The sequence below is a fragment of the Pseudoxanthomonas sp. genome (assembly GCF_027498035.1).
Taxonomy (GTDB): Bacteria; Pseudomonadota; Gammaproteobacteria; order Xanthomonadales; family Xanthomonadaceae; genus Pseudoxanthomonas_A.
Genome location: NZ_CP114978.1, coordinates 3172680 through 3188745, shown reverse-complemented (window position 1 = coordinate 3188745; position 16066 = coordinate 3172680). Strand labels below are relative to the sequence as shown.

The window sequence follows — 16066 nt, the reverse complement described above, 5'->3', positions numbered from 1 at the left end:
CGAAGAGGTCAGGTGTCGGTCGGGCGCGTCTGGCGCAGGAAGTGACCGGTCACCCACCAGGCCCCCAGCCAGCCAATGATCAAGGCCGCCACTAATACCAGCCCGGCGCGCGCCGGGTCCAGCCCGTCCAGCGCGAAACTGCTGCCATAGCTGCGGGCCAGCGCGTCCAGCGGCGCACGCAGGGCGATGCCGGCGCCCAGCACCAGGGCCAGCGCCAGCACGCCCGCGCCCAGGCCGTACCAGGCGCCCAGGTAGATGAAAGGCCGACGGATGAAGCCATCGGTCGCACCCAGCAGCTGCAGCACGCCGATTTCCTCGCGCCGCGACTGGATGTCCAGGCGCACGGTGTTGCCTACCACCAGCAACGCGCCCAGTCCGAACAACGCCGCCAGCACCCAGGCCAGGCGCGTGCCGAACTGCAGCCAGCCATCCAGGCGCTGGCGCCAGACGGCATCGTGCTGGACCACGTCGGCTTCCGGCAGCTGTTGCAACGCAGCCGCCAGCGCGGCGTCATCGCCGCTGGGGATCACGATCAGCTGCGCTGGCAGCGGGTTGTCGTCCAGCGCGTCGATGGCTGCATCCAGCCCGCTGAGCTTGCGGAAGTCGGCCAGGCCTTGTTCGGGCGTGCGCAGTTCGACGCTGGCCACGTCGCTGCGGCCGCGGACCTCGTCGGCCAGCGCCCTGGCGCGCTCGGCCGAGGTGTCCAGCTTCAGGAACATATCCACCTGACGCGAGGCCTGCACGTTGCCGGCGAAGTGCTGCACGTTGCCCAGCGCCAGCCACAGCCCCAGCGGCAGGGCGAAGGCCACCGCCATCACCCCGATGGTCAGCGCCGTCGACCACGGCCGGCGCAGCGCGCGGCCCAGGCTGGAAACGAAACTGTAGAGATGCTGGTCCAGCCAGATGCCCAGTCCCGAACGCGGGCCGGGGGCCGGACGGTTGGTTTCGATTTTTGGATTCGGCGTCGGCTCGCTCATGCGCGTGCCACCGGGTGCATTGCGTCGTTCATTGGCCTCAGTCCGCCAGGTCGTCGGGCGAGATGTCATCCATCAGCCGGCCATGATCCAGGATCAGCGCGCGCTTGCGCATGCGCTTGATCAGGCCAAGGTCGTGGCTGACCACCAGCACCGAGGTGCCGCGCTCGGGCATGGAGGCGAACAGCGACATGATCTCCGCGGCCAGGGTCGGGTCCAGGTTGCCAGTGGGTTCATCGGCCACCAGCAGCTGCGGTTCGGACACGATCGCCCGGGCGATGCCCACGCGCTGCTGTTCGCCGGCCGAAAGCTGGGTCGGCAGCGCGCGTTCGCGGTGACCCAGGCCCAGCCGGGTCAGCACCTCGCGCACGCGCTTGCCGATGTCGCCGCGACGCTCGCCGCGCAGGATCAGCGGCAGGGCCACGTTCTCGGCCACGGTGCGGTCGGTCAGCAGGCGATGGTCCTGGTAGACCGCGCCGACATGGCGACGATGCAGGGCGACGTTGCCGCCACGCACCTTGAGCAGGTTTCGCCCGCCGAGCAGCACCGCGCCACGCGTGGGACGCTCGCTCAGGTGGATGAGTTTCAGCAGCGTGCTCTTGCCGGCACCTGAGTGGCCGGTGACGAACAGCATCTCGCCTTCGGCCACCTCGAAGCTCACATCGGACAGGGCCTCGTGGCCACCGGGATACTGCTTGCTGACGTTTTCAAAGCGCAGGACGGTCATGGCCGCGATTATGCCTATCGGTTCGTGAGCGGTGGGCGCTTGCAGCACCGATCGGCGTCGTGGGGGTCACGTTCGATGGCCTGAAACGCAGGAGGGCCGCCCTGCGGCGACCCTCCCGTGTATTGCAGCGGCGCGGCTGGATCAGCCGCCCACCAGCGACTTGATCTTGCGGCCCAGACGGGTCAGGAACGAGTCGTTGCTGGTGGCAACAACCGGCGCATCGGCCGGGCGCGCCTTCGGCGGTGGGTTGCCGGCGGTGCGCGGGGCCTTCGCGGCGACGTCGCCACCAACGCTCGACGCGGCGCCCTGCGTGGCTTCACCGCCTTCGACTGGACGGCCGTGGCGACGACGACGACGCTTGCGCGCCGGCTTGTCGCCCTGCGGCGCCTGGCCATCGGCCACGGCACCAGGCGCATTCGCCTGGACCGGACCGGCCTTGGCAGCGACCAGCGGATCACCCGCCGGCGGCACGGCGGCCTTGTCTGTCGCCGCCGGCGCGCTGCGCGGTGGACGCGGCGGGCGGGGACCACGGCCACCCGCACCACCGCCCGAACCACTGCGCCCACCCTCGCGCGGACCGCCGCTGCGGCCACCCGGGCCACCGGACGAACGTCCGCCGCCACGGCGGGCTTCGTCGGCGGCCTTCTGCTCGCGGGCTTCACGGAAGATCGCGCTGACGCTTTCAGCTTCCTCGCCTTCTTCGGCGGCCGGCAGCGGCGCGCGCTCCGGGCGCGGCAGCGCGGTCAGCAGTTCGGTGGTGATCGGCTCGACCGGGATCTTCTGCTCGATGTAGGCCTCGATGTCCGGCAGGCTCTGCGCATAGCGCTCGCAGGCGAAGCTGATCGCATCACCCTCGGCACCCAGGCGCGCGGTGCGGCCGATGCGGTGCACGTAGTCCTCGGCGTCGAACGGCAGGTCGTAGTTGTAGACGTGGCTGACCCCGTCGATGTGCAGCCCGCGCGCGGCCACATCTGTAGCGACCAGCAATTCGAGGCGACCGGCCTGGAACTGCTTGAGCAGGGTTTCGCGCTTCTTCTGCGGGACATCGCCCGAGAGCACGCCGACGCGGTAACCGGCACGCTCCAGCGCACGGGCCACGCGTTCGACGAAGGCCTTGGTATTGACGAACACCATGGTGCGCGCGCCTTCGCTGCGCGACAGCAGGCCGATCAGCAACGGGATCTTCTCGTCGTCAGCCGGCAGGTACATGCGCTGGCGCACACGCGCGGCAGTGATGGTCTCGGCTTCGACGACGAGCTTTTCCGGCTCGTTCATGTGCTCATAGGCCAGCTCCAGCACGCGATGGCTCAGCGTGGCCGAGAACAGCAGCGTCTGGCGGGTGCCGCGCTCGGGCATGCGCCGCAGCAGGAAGCGGATGTCCTTGATGAAACCCAGGTCGAACATGCGGTCGGCTTCGTCCATCACGCACATCTCGCAGGCGTGCAGGGACACCACCTTGTGCTGCTTGACGTAGTCGATCAGGCGGCCCGGGGTGGCGATGATCACGTCCACGCCCTGCTGCAGCAGCTCGCGCTGCTTGTCGTAGTCCACGCCACCGTAGATCAGGGCGAAGCGCAGGCCCAGGGCCTCACCGAACTTCATCGCATCCTTGTGAATCTGGATGGCCAGCTCGCGGGTCGGCGCCATGATCAGCGCGCGCGGGTCCTCCGGCTTGCGGTCGGCCAGCGCCGGACGGGTCAGCAGGCGGTTCATCACCGCCACCAGGAACGCCAGGGTCTTGCCGGTGCCGGTCTGGGCCTGACCCGCGACATCGCGGCCGGCGAGGGCCACCGGCAGGGTCAGCGCCTGGATCGGCGTGCAGCGGGAAAAACCGGCCGCTTCCAGCCCGGCCAGCAGGCTGGGATGCAGGTCGAACGTGTTGAAGGTGACGTCGGTAAGGGGCTTGTCGCTCATGAATTCTCTTTGCGCCGAGTCGCATGGGCGACGGCAGGTGTGAAGGGGCGGAAACGTCCGCTTGCATCGCCAGCACCCCGGTCGCAAACTGGCGACTCGATGCCGGGTGGTGCGACCTTCCCCTTGCATGCAGGGCTTGATCAGGCCGCGAAACACCCCATTTTACCGCATCCGGCGGCCATCTTCGGCCCCGCACCGCGAAAACCCCACGGAGACCCCGATGAGCGACAAGGTAACCCACGTCGGCGATGCCGATTTCGACGCAGCCGTCCTGCAGTCCAGCGAGCCCGTCCTGGTGGACTTCTGGGCCGAATGGTGCGGCCCGTGCAAGATGATCGCCCCGGTCCTGGACGAGCTGGCCGACAGTTACGGCGGCCGCCTGAAGGTGGTCAAGCTGAATGTGGACGACAACCGTGCCACGGCCATCAAGTACCACGTGCGCAACATCCCGCTGCTGCTGCTGTTCAAGGACGGCCAGGTCCAGGCCACCCAGGTCGGCGCCGTGGGCAAGGGTCAGCTGACCCAGATGATCGACAAGGCCATCGGCGCAGCCGCCGCCTGATCCAGACGCCCGACGCGCCGCCCAGGGCGCGCGTCGGCGCCTGAATCCGTTGCAACCTGTTGCCGGGGCACGCTTGAAGCGGTCCCGGCGCAGTGCTAGTGTCAGCAGCATCCGGCGCCGGGGATCCAAGCGCCGCACCCTTCTGCAGTACCACTTCCCAGTCACTCCAGCCGCCCGCGCCCTTGTCGCCGGCCGCTCGCAACCTCTCAGTGAGGAATCGCACTTTGTCCGACAGCAACGAAACCGGCGCAGCAACCGCCGAGAAGCGCGTGCGCAAGCCGCGCGCGACCAAGGCCGCCACCGCCAAGAGCGACGCCGGCGCGCCGCAGGCCAACCTGGCCCTGGACAGCGCCCCCGCGGCGCCACCAGCAGCGCCCGCCGCACCCAAGCCCGCCGCCGCGGAAACCCTCGCCCCGCCCGCGGCTGCTGCGCCCCAGCAGCAGGCCCCGAAGAGCGAGCCGAGCGAATCCCAGGCCCCGCGTAGCGACGCCGGCGAATCCAACCAGCCTGGCGAGCCGCGCAACCCGCAGCACAATGCCGGCGGCAACGAGGGCGGCAACAACCGTCCCCAGCAGAACAACAACCAGCAAGGCCAGGGCCAGGGCAACAACCGGCGTGAGCGCTTCCGCAACCGGCGCGACCGTGATCGCAGCGGCGGCAACAACAACCGCGGCTACGGCGGTGACGGCTTCCCGGCCGATGGCGCCAACGAGAACTTCGTGCCGCGTCCGCACCCGCAGGTGCCGGAAGGCTTCCCGCAGTACTCGCTGAGCGACCTCAAGCGGATGCCGGCGTTCAAGCTGCTGGACATCGCCGACCAGCTGCAGATCCACGAAGGCGTCGCCCGCGCCCGCAAGCAGGACGTGATCTTCGCCCTGCTGAAAGTCCTGACCCGCCATGGCGAAGGCGTCGCCGCCGATGGCGTGCTGGAAATCCTGCCCGACGGCTTCGGCTTCCTGCGCGCGGCCGAGGCCAGCTACCTGGCCGGCCCGGACGACACCTACATCTCGCCCAGCCAGATCCGTCGCTTCAACCTGCGCACCGGCGACCACCTGGCCGGCCGCATCCGCTTCCCAAAGGATGGCGAGCGCTACTTCGCGCTGTCGATCGTGGACACCATCAACGGTGAGCCGATCGAAGCCAGCAAGGGCAAGGTCCTGTTCGAGAACCTGACCCCGCTGTTCCCGCGCAAGCGCTTCACCCTGGAGCGTGGCAACGGCTCGTCGGAAGACATTTCCGGCCGCATCCTCGACCTGATGGCGCCGCAGGGCAAAGGCCAGCGCGCGCTGATCGTCTCCCCGCCCAAGGCCGGCAAGACGATGATGATGCAGCAGGTGGCCACGGCCATCACCACCAATCATCCCGACGTGCACCTGATCGTGCTGCTGATCGACGAGCGCCCGGAAGAAGTGACCGAAATGCAGCGCACCGTGCGCGGCGAGGTCATCTCCTCGACCTTCGACGAACCGGCCGCGCGCCACGTGCAGGTCGCCGAGATGGTGATCGAGCGGGCCAAGCGCCTGGTCGAGCACAAGAAGGACGTGGTGATCATGCTGGACTCGATCACCCGCCTGGCCCGCGCCTACAACAACGTGGTGCCGAGCTCGGGCAAGGTGCTCAGCGGTGGCGTGGACGCCAACGCCCTGCATCGCCCGAAGCGCTTCTTCGGCGCGGCGCGTAACGTTGAGGAAGGCGGCTCGCTAACCATCATCGCTACCGCGCTGGTCGAGACCGGCTCGAAGATGGACGAGGTGATCTACGAAGAGTTCAAGGGCACCGGCAACTCGGAAGTGCACCTGAACCGTCGCATCACCGAGAAGCGCGTCTACCCGGCCATCGACATCAACCGTTCCGGCACCCGCCGCGAAGACCTACTGATCGAGCCGGAGCTGCTGCAGAAGATCTGGATCCTGCGCAAGCTGCTGCACCCGATGGACGAAATCGCCGCGATGGAGTTCATGCTCGACAAGATGAAGAACACCAAGTCGAACGATGAATTCTTCTCTTCCATGAAGAGATAAGCGCGTTCTCCAGCGCGATGGAGCGCTGAGTTCCGGCGCTTCTTGGAAGCAACGAAAAAGCCCCGCAATGCGGGGCTTTCTCGATTGGGGAAGATCCCCGGAGAAAATCACATCACATGACTGCGCTTGCCTAAAGCGTTATTCCCTCGACCTGCGTCCTGAGCTTGACGCGCTGATTCAGTGCAAGGGACTCCCCCTGTTTCAGGCCAGCGGGATCGAACTGCTGGGACTCGGTGGCGAGCCAGGGGATCTGCCGCCGCTCCCCTTCCGAGTTGTTCTGCCAGCCATCGGATGGCATCTCTCCGATGCGATAAGTCACCGGGACGATCAACGTCGCATCAGCCACGTCACCAAACTCGACCCGCGCCGGGGCAAACTCCCAGTCCCGGGCCGCCTGGATCGTGGCCTTTTCAAAGTACTTTCCCCAGCTGCGCGCGACTTTCGCGTTGACATTGCGATAGGGAAGCGACGTCTCGACCGCGACCGCATCGATGACCTTGCCTTGCGCATCCACACGTACGGCGACCAGGACATTCGCGCCAATCCCCGCTCTGGCCGGCTCAGGTGGGTAACGCGGTGGCGTCATCCTGGTCGTGGCTCTTGCGCTGTAGAACCTGGCGCGCTCCACCTGCAACTGATAACCGCCATCCGACTTCTTGGCCAGCAGCGTCAGATTCATGTTGGCCTTGACGTGTCCTGGCTTGCCGTCGACCAGGACCGGCTCGAACTGCCAGTCACGAACCGTCTTCTCGATCAGGTCTTTGACCTGCGGCGTTACGATCGTCTTGATGTCGGTGGCGAAGACCTTGCCATCCGGATCGATACCGACCTCGCCTACCACCTGCATCTGCAGGTCTGCTGCATGTGCCAGCGGAACCAGGCCGACCAGCAACAACAACATCCCAAGCACCTTGCTCATCCCTGCCCCCTTGCCTGCATGCAGCTTTCCATTGAAGCCTGCAATCTAGCAAGATTCCGGCGCCGTGTGCGTCGCGCCCGGCCGCATAATGCAGGCCGTTTGAAGGAGTCATCCGATGCACGGCAGTGGTCTGCAACTCGCCCTGGTATTCCTGTTGGCCGGCGTGATTGCCGTGCCGGCGTTCAAGCGCTTCGGGCTGGGCGCGGTGCTGGCGTACCTGGTCGCCGGGGCGGTGTTGGGGCCGGATGGGCTCGGGTTCGTGCGCGATGCCGAACGCATCCTCGATGCGTCGGAGATCGGCGTGGTCATGCTGCTGTTCGTGATCGGGCTGGAACTGTCCCCTGCGCGCCTGCGGGTGATGCGCAAACCGGTGTTCGGCACCGGTGGACTGCAGGTGCTGCTGTGCACGCTGATCCTGGGCAGCATCTGCATGGGCCTGGGGCTGAGCTGGAAATCGGCACTGATCGTGGGCATGGGCCTGGCCCTGTCGTCCACTGCGGTCAGCCTGCAGCTGCTGGCCGAACGCAAGGCGCTGACCAGCGATTACGGCCGCACCGGATTTGCGGTGCTGCTGTTCCAGGACCTGGCGGCGATCCCGTTGCTGGCCGCGATTCCATTGCTGGGTGGGGCCAAGAACCAGACCCTGACCTGGTCGGCGGCGCTGCATGCAGTCGGCGCCATCGTGATCGTGGTGTTGTGCGGCCGGCTGTTGCTGCGTCACCTGTTCCGCGTGGTCGCCCGCACGCGCATGCCCGAGGTCTTCACCGCCAGTGCGTTGCTGGTGGTGCTGGGCACGGCCTGGTTCATGGAGCTGGCGGGATTGAGCGCGGGCCTGGGCGCGTTCCTGGCCGGCGTGCTGCTGTCCGATTCGGAATTCCGCCACGAACTGGAATCGCAGATCGAACCGTTCAAGAGCCTGCTGCTGGGCCTGTTCTTCATCGCCGTGGGCATGAGCATCGACCTGGACCGCATCCGCGCCGAGCCGCAGATCATCGCCGCCGGCGTGGTCGCGCTGCTGCTGGTGAAGGTGGGTGTGCTGTTCGTGCTCGGCCGTTGGCAGCAGCAGATGAGCTGGCGTTCGGCGCTGAAACTTGGCGGCGTGTTGTGGCTGGGCGGTGAATTCGCCTTCGTGGTATTCAACCAGGCCGTGCAGGCCAACCTGCTCAGCGTCGAGCACCACGACCGGCTGGTGGCGATGGTTGGCCTGTCGATGGCGGCCACGCCACTGCTGCTGATCGCCACCGGCCGCTGGCTGGACCACGCGCCGGCGGACGCGCCCAAGCGCGCCTTCGACGAAGTGGACGACCAGCAGCCGCAGGTGTTGATCGCCGGCATGGGCCGCTTCGGCCAGATCGTCGCGCGCCTGCTGACCGCACAGCGGCTGCCGTTCGTGGCGCTGGAACACAGCCCGGAGACGGTGGACAACCTGCGCCGCTTCGGCAACGCGCGGCTGTTCTACGGCGATCCCACGCGCCCGGACCTGCTGCGCGCCGCCGGTGCCCAGCACTGCAAGGTGTTCGTGGTGGCGATGGACGACCCGGACACCAACATCCGCGCCACGCGCCTGATCCGGCGCATGTATCCCAAGGCCATCGTGCTGTCGCGCGCGCGCAACCGCCAGCATGCGTGGCGCCTGATGGACCTGGGCACCGAGCCTTTCCGCGAGACCTTCGGTTCCAGCCTGGAGATGGGCGAGCGCGTGCTGACCGCGCTGGGCATTCCCGCCAGCACCGCCGCGCAGCACGCCCGGCAATTCCGCGCGCATGACGAGAAGCTGCTGCGCGAGCAGTACCTGATCTACGACGACGAAGCGGCCCTGCTGCAGACGGCCAAGGACGCGCGCCGTGACCTGGAAAAGCTCTTCGCCGCCGACATTTCCGGCGACGACGGGATCGTCCGCGACGATCCCACGCCCGAGCGCAGCTGAAGCCACGCGCGGGCCGGCGCTTCAGCCCAGGCGTGCGCCGTTGGGCACCGTGCGTTCCAGCGTGGTCACCACCACGCCCTCGTCGGTGTAGGCACCGGTCAGCAGGAACTGCGACTTGAACGGCCCGATCTGCTTCTCGGGGAAATTGATCACCGCCACGATCTGCCTGCCGACCAGGTCTTCAGGCGCGTACAGATTCGTGATCTGGGCGCTGGTCTTGCGCTCGCCATACGGCCCGAAATCGGCCCATACCTTGTAGGCCGGACGACGTGCCTCCGGAAAGGCCTCGACCCTGAGGACGGTGCCGGCGACCAGCAGCACTTTCTCGAAATCGGCCCAGGTGATCGGTGCGGCGTCGACAGGCGTGGCGTGGGACATCGAGGTGTTTCCTTGGGGCATCGGCGCGGACCGTCCGCGCGCGACGCGGGAAGATCAACCCTGGTCGCGCAGGTAACGCGCGATCGGCGCGCCGCTGCCGGGGCGGACACCGGGCGACAGCTCACCAGCGACATCGACGAAGCCACGCATGATCGCCACTTCGCGCGGACTGCGGTTCAGCCCATCGCGCAAGTCGGGATCGGCGCCGGCGCGGAGCAGCCGCTGGACCACGCGCAGCAACCCATGCAAGGCCGCCAGGTGCAACGGGCCGAAACCGCGCGGGTCGCGTACGTCCAGGGCGATGTCCTCCTCCAGCAGCCGGTCCAGGCCAGCCAGGATCACGTCCTCATCGCAGTCCGTGCCCGGTTCGGCGCGGGCGCCCAGCAACAGCAGCATCGGGCTGACGCTGCTGGCACCGGCGCCATCGGGTTCGGCACCGGCCAGCAGCAGCGTGTCCATCAAGGCCAGCAGGCGCGAGCGGTCGCGGGCGATGAACCCGAACAGGCCGGCGCAGTGCAGCGGCGTCAGGCCCTGCGCATCGACGGCATGCACGTTCGCGCCGGCGGTGAGCAGGCGTGCGGCGATGTCCGGCAGGCCCAGGGCCGCGGCCAGCATCAAAACGCTGACCTCGCCGGGCAGGCGGTATTCGATGTCCGCGCCCGCATCGAGCAGCGCGTTGACGATCGCGGCCTGGCGCATGCTGACTGCCGCCGACAGCGGCGTGGCGCCGGTGCGCGCGGTGCGCTGCGGGTCGGCGCCGCGCGCCAGCAGCAGATCCACGACGGCGCCATGGCCGCCACCGGCGGCCCGCAGCAATGCACTGCAGCCCTGCGCGTCGGGGGCGTCCACGTCGAAACCCAGGTCCAGCAGCCGGCGCACCGCGTCGACATCGCCCGCAATCGCGGCCAGCGGCAGGTCGCCGCTGCGCAACGGCCGGCGCGGCAGCGGCCACACGCGCCAGTCCAGCCAGTCGGCCAGGTCGCGACGACCACTGGACAAGGCCACGCCCAGCGGCGTCTGGCCATCGGCAGCGCGTGCATCCGGCGCGGCGCCGCTGGCGATCAGGCGACGCACCATCGGCACGTTGCCCAGCGCGGTGGCCAGGTGCAGCGCGGACATGCCGCGCGCATCACGGGTTTCCCGATCCACGCCGATCGCCAGCAGCGCCTCGACCAGTGGGCTCCAGTCCAACTGCACCGCCAGCGATAACGGCTGGTCGCCGGCGACCGTGGCCGCGAAGGGATCGGCGCCGCGCTGCAGCAGCTCCAGCGCGAGCGAGCGTGCCGCGGCATCGTCACGTGCACCGGCCTGCACGCAGGCGGACAGGAAGCGCGCCAGACCCGCACCACCGGCCGGCGACAGGCCCGCATCGAGCAGCACGCGGATGGCCGGCAATGCCGAGGGGCCACGCGCCAGGCTGGCGATCAGCGGCACATCGCCGTACACATCGCGCGGTTCACCGACCGCGCCGTGGCGCAGCAGCCACTGCAGCACGCGCGGGGTGGTCGACAGGGTCGGCGCGTGCAGCAGGCTGCCCAGTTCCACTGGCGAACACAGCCGCGCCAGGCCGTCCAGATCGGCGGCGTCACCACGCTCCAATGCTTCGCGCAGCAGACCCAGCGGCGCCTGGTCCGGTGGCGGCTGGCTGCTGTCGGCAACCGACACGGCATTGGGCAGCGGGTAGTCGGGATCGAGCTGGGAGACCAGCGCCCAGCGTCCCGCGGCGGCGGCGACATCGACCGCGCGCTGGCCACCGGCATCGCGTTGGGCCGGGTCCAGGCCAAGCTCCAGCAGGCGGCGGATCAGGGTGGACGATACCTGTTCGCCCGTGGCCGCCAGCATCAGGGCGTTGCGGCCATTCGCATCGACCGCGCCGATCTCCACGCCGGCGCTGGCCAGGATGTCGATCGCGACCAGATTGCCGCTGCGGGCGGCTTCCAGCCACGGCGTGTTGCCGGCGTCGTCGTGCAAGTCGGCTGCCGCACCTGCGGCCAGCAGTGCCGTCAGGATCTCGCCATGGCCAGCCAGCGCGGCGGCATGCAGCGCGCTGCGCCCGCCGGCACCGCGGGCATCGACCTTGGCCTTGTGCTTGAGCAGCAGCTGCACGCCCGCCGGGTCGTCCTCTTCGGTACCCGCGGCGGCCAGCAGCACCGGCTGGCCACCGGCCGGTTCGGGCCTGGCACCACGCTCCAGCAGGAACTTCGCCAGGCGCCAGTTGCCGGCGATGCAGGCGATGCCCAGCGGCGTCACGCCCTCCGCATTGCGGGCGTCGAGTTCGGCCGCGGCATCGCGCAGCAGGGCGACTACGCCGGGGTCGGAACTGCGCGCGGCGTGATGCAGTGGCGTATTGCCATCGGCATCGGCCCGGCGCGGGTCGGCGCCGTTGGTCAGCAGCGTGGTGACCGCATCGGGACGTCCATGCCAACTGTCACGGGTGGCGGCCAGCAGCGGCGTCATGCCGGCGTGGACCTGGTTGAGGTCGATGCCCTTGCCGATCAACAGCCGCAGCAGGCGCAGGTCCGGCAGCACCGCGGCCAGGACCGCGAGGCTGCGCTGGTCACGCGCACCCGCCGCGGGCAATGCACGCGGATTGGCGCCGGCCTCGATCAGCTGCAGCGCACGCTCGACCCGGCCACCGCGCGCGGCTTCGTACAGCTCGGCATCCAGCGCCGGCGCATGCACTGGCGCCGAACGCGCAGGTTCGACGGTGGGCGCGGCCGCTACCGGCTTCGGCGCCACGATTGGCGCGACCCGGGCGGCGGGCGGGCGGGCGGGCATTTCCAGCACCGGCAGGCCGCCGGCGCGCACCGTGCGCTGCAGGCCGAAGTGCAGCAGCGGCAAGGCGATCACATAGAGCGCCGTGCCCACGCCGCGCAGGGTGCTGGACCACAGCGCCGGCCAGGCCAGGCTCAGGCCAAACCCGATGGCCACCGCCACGGCCGCCGCCACGGCCAGACCGTGCCAGTCACCGGCCTCGCGGCTGGCCATGGCGCGCCACTGGCGCGACAGCGTGCCACCTTCGCATTCCACCGCCTGCCACAGCGGCCAGGTACGCCACAGCCCGATCAGGCAGGCACCGCTGACCGCGCTCAGGCCAACCGCCGCAGCCAGGCTGCCACCGCTGCGCAGCGCCTGCAGCGGCCACACCAACAGCACGGCCACCACGGCGAATCCCACGGCCCACAGTCCCAACAGGGCCGCCAGGTCGCGTTTCAGGAAATCCCGACCCGCCGGCCCGCGCGTGCGCGCGTGCCAGGACACCGCCAGTGCCAGCGCCGGCTGCGCCAGCAGCGCACCGGCCGCGGCGATCCAACCACCCAGGTAGGTCAGGGCTGCCAGTGACAGACCGACCACCAGGGCCAGCCAGGCCGCGGGCATCGGTCGACGCGCGGGCTCAGGCATCCGGCATGGTGTCCAGCTGGGTGGGTGGGAACTGGATGTGGAAGCCCTGCGTGGCCAGGTTCTGGCGGACCACGGCGACGTTGTCGCGGGCCAGCTTGCGGTCCGGGGTCAGCGTCACTTCCAGCACAAAGGACAGCTGGCCCATCTGCGCACGCAGCGCTTCAGGCAGGCGTGCGAAATCATCGCGGGCCGTCAGGTAGACGTAGGTATCAGCCTTGCGCAGGCTTTTGTAGACGAACGCATGCATACAGGCGCGTGCGGCAGGTTCTTGAAGGAAAGTGTCACGATTGTGCGGGAAATGCCGCAGCGACGGAACCCGAATGCGCCGCATTGGCACGTTCAACATGAACGCGCGCGCCTCGCGGCCGCCATCGGCCGGTGTCTGGCGGCGGCTTCGCCGGGCCTCGCTATACTCGCCCGTCATTCGCTGAGACACACAGACATAGATGTCGCCAAAGCCTCGCATGACGCCCCTGGCGATCACGGCCTACACCGCCACCACCGCCCTGGGCGCTGGCCGCCAGGCCCAGGCCCAGGCGCTTGAGCAGCGCCGCAGCGGCCTGCGTCCCAACGATTTCGGCGCCGCGCCGCGGCTGGATTGCTGGATCGGCCGGGTCGATGGCGTGGAAGACGTGCAGCTGCCAGCCGAACTGATGCCATGGGATTGCCGCAACAACCGCCTGGCCTGGCTGGCGCTGCAGCAGGACGGCCTGCTTGATGCCGCCCGCGATGCAGCCCAGCGCTACGGCGCGGCGCGCGTGGCGGTGGTGATGGGGACGTCGACCTCCAGCATCGGCGCCAGCGAGGAGGCCTATACCCGCCTGGTGCAGGACGCCGGCGGCGAACACTTCCCCGAAGACCTGCGCCGGTCGATCGTGCACACCCCGCATTCGATCGGCAACTTCATCCAGCACGCCACCGGCCTGGCCGGGCCGTGCATGACCGTGGCCACCGCGTGTTCGTCCAGCGCCAAGGTGTTTGCCCAGGCCGCGCGCCTGATCGAGGCCGGGCTGGTCGATGCAGCACTGGTCGGCGGCGTGGACAGCCTGTGCGGCAGCGTGCTGTATGGCTTCAACTCGCTGCAGCTGGTCTCGACGGAACCGTGCAAGCCGTTCGACGCCAACCGCGATGGCCTGTCACTGGGCGAAGCCGGTGGCTTCGCGCTGGTCGAGCGCGCCGATGCAGGCGCCACGCTGCAGCTGCGTGGCTACGGCGAATCCAGCGACGCCCACCACATGTCCGCGCCGCATCCGGAAGGCCTGGGCGCGCAGCTAGCCATGGCCGATGCGCTGGCCCGCGCCGGCATCGACGCGGCGCAGCTGGATTACCTGAACCTGCACGGCACCTCGACCCCGGCCAACGACACGGTCGAAGCCATCGCGGTAGCCGCCATGTTCCCCGATGCGCTGCACGCGGCGTCGACCAAGGGCTGGACCGGTCACACCCTGGGCGCGGCCGGCATCGTCGAATCGGTGTTCGCCCTGATCGCGCTGGAATCCGGGCAGCTGCCCGGCACGCTCAATTCCCATCTTCCCGATCCGGCCTGCGGGCCGCAGATCCGCTTCGCGCCCGAACGGCGCACGGTGCGCTACGCCATGAACAACTCCTTCGGCTTCGGCGGCAACAACTGCGCGCTGGTGTTCGGCCGCGCATGAGTCCTGTCGTCCTCTCGGCCCGCATCGCGGGCATCGGTTTCTGGTCTCGCGGCCTGCCTTCGTGGGCCATCGCGCAGGCTTACGCGCAAGGTGGCGAACTGCCGGCCGATGCACCCAACAAGCCCTCGCCGCAGCTGCTGGCACCGAACGAACGCCGACGCGCGCCGGAAACAGTGGCCGTGGCCCTGGAGGTCGCACTGGCCGCCTGCATCGACGCACAGCGCGATCCAAAGACACTGCCGTCGGTGTTCACTTCCACCCATGGCGACCTGGCGATCACCGACTACATGTGCCGCCAGCTGGCCGATGACCCGGCCGGGATCTCGCCGATCCGCTTCCACAACTCGGTGCACAACGCCGCCGCCGGCTACTGGACCATCGGCGTGGAAGCGCATGCGCCAGCCACCGCGTTGAGCGCCTTCCACGGCAGCTTCGCCCAGGGCCTGCTGGAAGCCCTGACCCAACTGGCCACCGGCACCGATGAAATCCTGCTGGTCGGCTACGACAGCCAGTCGGCCGGCCCGCTGGGGCGCGTGTCGCACAGCCAGGGACTGCTCGGCGGCGCACTGGTGCTGGGCACCGATGGCGACGGCCCGCTGCTGCGCGTCACGCTGGGCACCGGCGGCCAGGACCGCAGCCCGGCCGGCCGCCTGGAACACCTCGCGGCCGGCAATGCGATGGCGCCGATGCTGCCGCTGTTCGACGCGCTTGCCAACGGTGCCGCGCACTGTCGCCTGGATGCCGGCAACGGCGCACAGCTGCATGTGGAGATCGTGCGGTGACCACGCTGACCCTGCAGGACGTGGCGGTGCTGATTCCGGCATTGAACGAGAAGCTACGCATCCGCGAAGTGGTCACCGATGCACTGGCCGTGTGCCCGCACGTGATCGTGGTCGACGATGGCTCGGACGATGGCACCAGCGACTGCATCGCCGGCCTGCCCGTCACCCTGATCCGCCACCCGCAACGCATGGGCAAAGGCGCCGCGCTGCGCACCGGCTTTGCCGAGGCTGCGCGCATGGGCGCGCAGGGCGTGCTGACCATGGACGGCGATGGCCAGCACAAGGCCAGCGATTTTCCGCGCATGCTCGCGGCGGCCAACGCGTATCCGGGCTGGGTGGTCAACGGTGCGCGCCTGCGCAAGCGGGCCAGCCAGCCGATGATCCGCCGGATCGGCAACGACTTCGGCGACTGGGGCATTGCCTGGGCCTGCGGTTTCCGCCTGGTCGATACGCAGAGCGGCCAGCGCTTCTATCCGCGCAGCGTGTTCACCCTGCCCGACGTGGCCGGCGAAGGCTTCGTGTTCGAAGCACAGATGCTGATCAGTGCCGCGCGCCGTGCCGGCGCACGCGTGGTCTCGGTGCCAGTGGAAACGCGCTACCTGCACCTGGAAGGCGGCGAGTTCCGCCAGAGCCATTTCCGCCTGGTCCATGACCTGGTCAAGATCACCACGCACGTGGTCGCACAGGTGGTGGCCTACGGCCACGTGATCCGCGAATACCGCAACGCCCGCCGGCACGCGCCGGTGATCCACGATCCCAGCGGCGAATTTGCTACCGTGCCCGCCTCGTCTTAAACGCAACGGAT

General features: G+C 69.0%; 13 protein-coding genes. 6 read left to right on the top strand and 7 right to left on the bottom strand.

Annotated features, from left to right (window positions below; genetic code table 11):
• Window positions 1–8 precede the first annotated feature (8 nt).
• From ftsX to rhlB, 3 genes are all read right to left on the bottom strand, one after another.
• Complete coding sequence (gene ftsX / locus O8I58_RS13890; protein WP_298317197.1) at window positions 9–977, bottom strand: permease-like cell division protein FtsX; 969 nt, start codon at window positions 975–977, stop codon at window positions 9–11.
• A gap of 37 nt (window positions 978–1014) precedes the next feature.
• Window positions 1015–1701: a cell division ATP-binding protein FtsE gene (gene ftsE, locus O8I58_RS13885; protein WP_298317194.1), complete on the bottom strand. Its 687-nt coding sequence runs from the start codon at window positions 1699–1701 to the stop codon at window positions 1015–1017.
• A gap of 141 nt (window positions 1702–1842) precedes the next feature.
• On the bottom strand, window positions 1843–3615 hold the full coding sequence (gene rhlB / locus O8I58_RS13880; protein WP_298317191.1) for an ATP-dependent RNA helicase RhlB: 1773 nt from the start codon (window positions 3613–3615) through the stop codon (window positions 1843–1845).
• 220 nt (window positions 3616–3835) lie between these two features.
• Between rhlB and trxA the strand changes: the two genes are divergently transcribed.
• On the top strand, window positions 3836–4177 hold the full coding sequence (gene trxA / locus O8I58_RS13875) for a thioredoxin TrxA (protein WP_298317187.1): 342 nt from the start codon (window positions 3836–3838) through the stop codon (window positions 4175–4177).
• A gap of 224 nt (window positions 4178–4401) precedes the next feature.
• The gene (gene rho / locus O8I58_RS13870) at window positions 4402–6198 is read left to right on the top strand and encodes a transcription termination factor Rho (protein ID WP_298317184.1); all 1797 of its coding nucleotides are present in this window, start codon (window positions 4402–4404) and stop codon (window positions 6196–6198) included.
• Between the two features lie 130 nt (window positions 6199–6328).
• Here rho and O8I58_RS13865 read toward each other — a convergent pair whose 3' ends face one another.
• The gene (locus O8I58_RS13865) at window positions 6329–7117 is read right to left on the bottom strand and encodes an energy transducer TonB (RefSeq protein WP_298317181.1); all 789 of its coding nucleotides are present in this window, start codon (window positions 7115–7117) and stop codon (window positions 6329–6331) included.
• A gap of 115 nt (window positions 7118–7232) precedes the next feature.
• On the opposite strand from O8I58_RS13865, the gene O8I58_RS13860 reads away from it, so the two are divergent.
• Window positions 7233–9044, top strand: coding sequence for a monovalent cation:proton antiporter-2 (CPA2) family protein (locus tag O8I58_RS13860; protein ID WP_298317177.1), 1812 nt, complete (start codon window positions 7233–7235; stop codon window positions 9042–9044).
• Between the two features lie 21 nt (window positions 9045–9065).
• Here the strand turns inward: O8I58_RS13860 and O8I58_RS13855 are convergent, their stop codons facing one another.
• From O8I58_RS13855 to O8I58_RS13845, 3 genes are read right to left on the bottom strand one after another with little or no spacing between them, the layout of a single operon-like run.
• Complete coding sequence (locus O8I58_RS13855) at window positions 9066–9422, bottom strand: tRNA-binding protein (RefSeq protein WP_298317174.1); 357 nt, start codon at window positions 9420–9422, stop codon at window positions 9066–9068.
• A 54-nt stretch (window positions 9423–9476) separates the two neighbouring features.
• On the bottom strand, window positions 9477–12824 hold the full coding sequence (locus tag O8I58_RS13850; RefSeq protein WP_298317168.1) for an ankyrin repeat domain-containing protein: 3348 nt from the start codon (window positions 12822–12824) through the stop codon (window positions 9477–9479).
• Complete coding sequence (locus O8I58_RS13845) at window positions 12817–13071, bottom strand: YcgL domain-containing protein (RefSeq protein ID WP_298317166.1); 255 nt, start codon at window positions 13069–13071, stop codon at window positions 12817–12819. The genes O8I58_RS13850 and O8I58_RS13845 overlap by 8 nt, the downstream gene beginning before the upstream one ends.
• Before the next feature lie 217 nt (window positions 13072–13288).
• Between O8I58_RS13845 and O8I58_RS13840 the strand changes: the two genes are divergently transcribed.
• From O8I58_RS13840 to O8I58_RS13830, 3 genes are read left to right on the top strand one after another with little or no spacing between them, the layout of a single operon-like run.
• The gene (locus O8I58_RS13840; RefSeq protein WP_298317163.1) at window positions 13289–14479 is read left to right on the top strand and encodes a beta-ketoacyl-[acyl-carrier-protein] synthase family protein; all 1191 of its coding nucleotides are present in this window, start codon (window positions 13289–13291) and stop codon (window positions 14477–14479) included.
• Window positions 14476–15261, top strand: a complete 786-nt coding sequence (locus O8I58_RS13835) for a beta-ketoacyl synthase chain length factor (RefSeq protein WP_298317161.1) — start codon at window positions 14476–14478, stop codon at window positions 15259–15261. Before O8I58_RS13840 ends, O8I58_RS13835 begins: the two co-directional genes overlap by 4 nt.
• Complete coding sequence (locus O8I58_RS13830; RefSeq protein WP_298317158.1) at window positions 15258–16055, top strand: glycosyltransferase family 2 protein; 798 nt, start codon at window positions 15258–15260, stop codon at window positions 16053–16055. The genes O8I58_RS13835 and O8I58_RS13830 overlap by 4 nt, the downstream gene beginning before the upstream one ends.
• Window positions 16056–16066 lie beyond the last annotated feature (11 nt).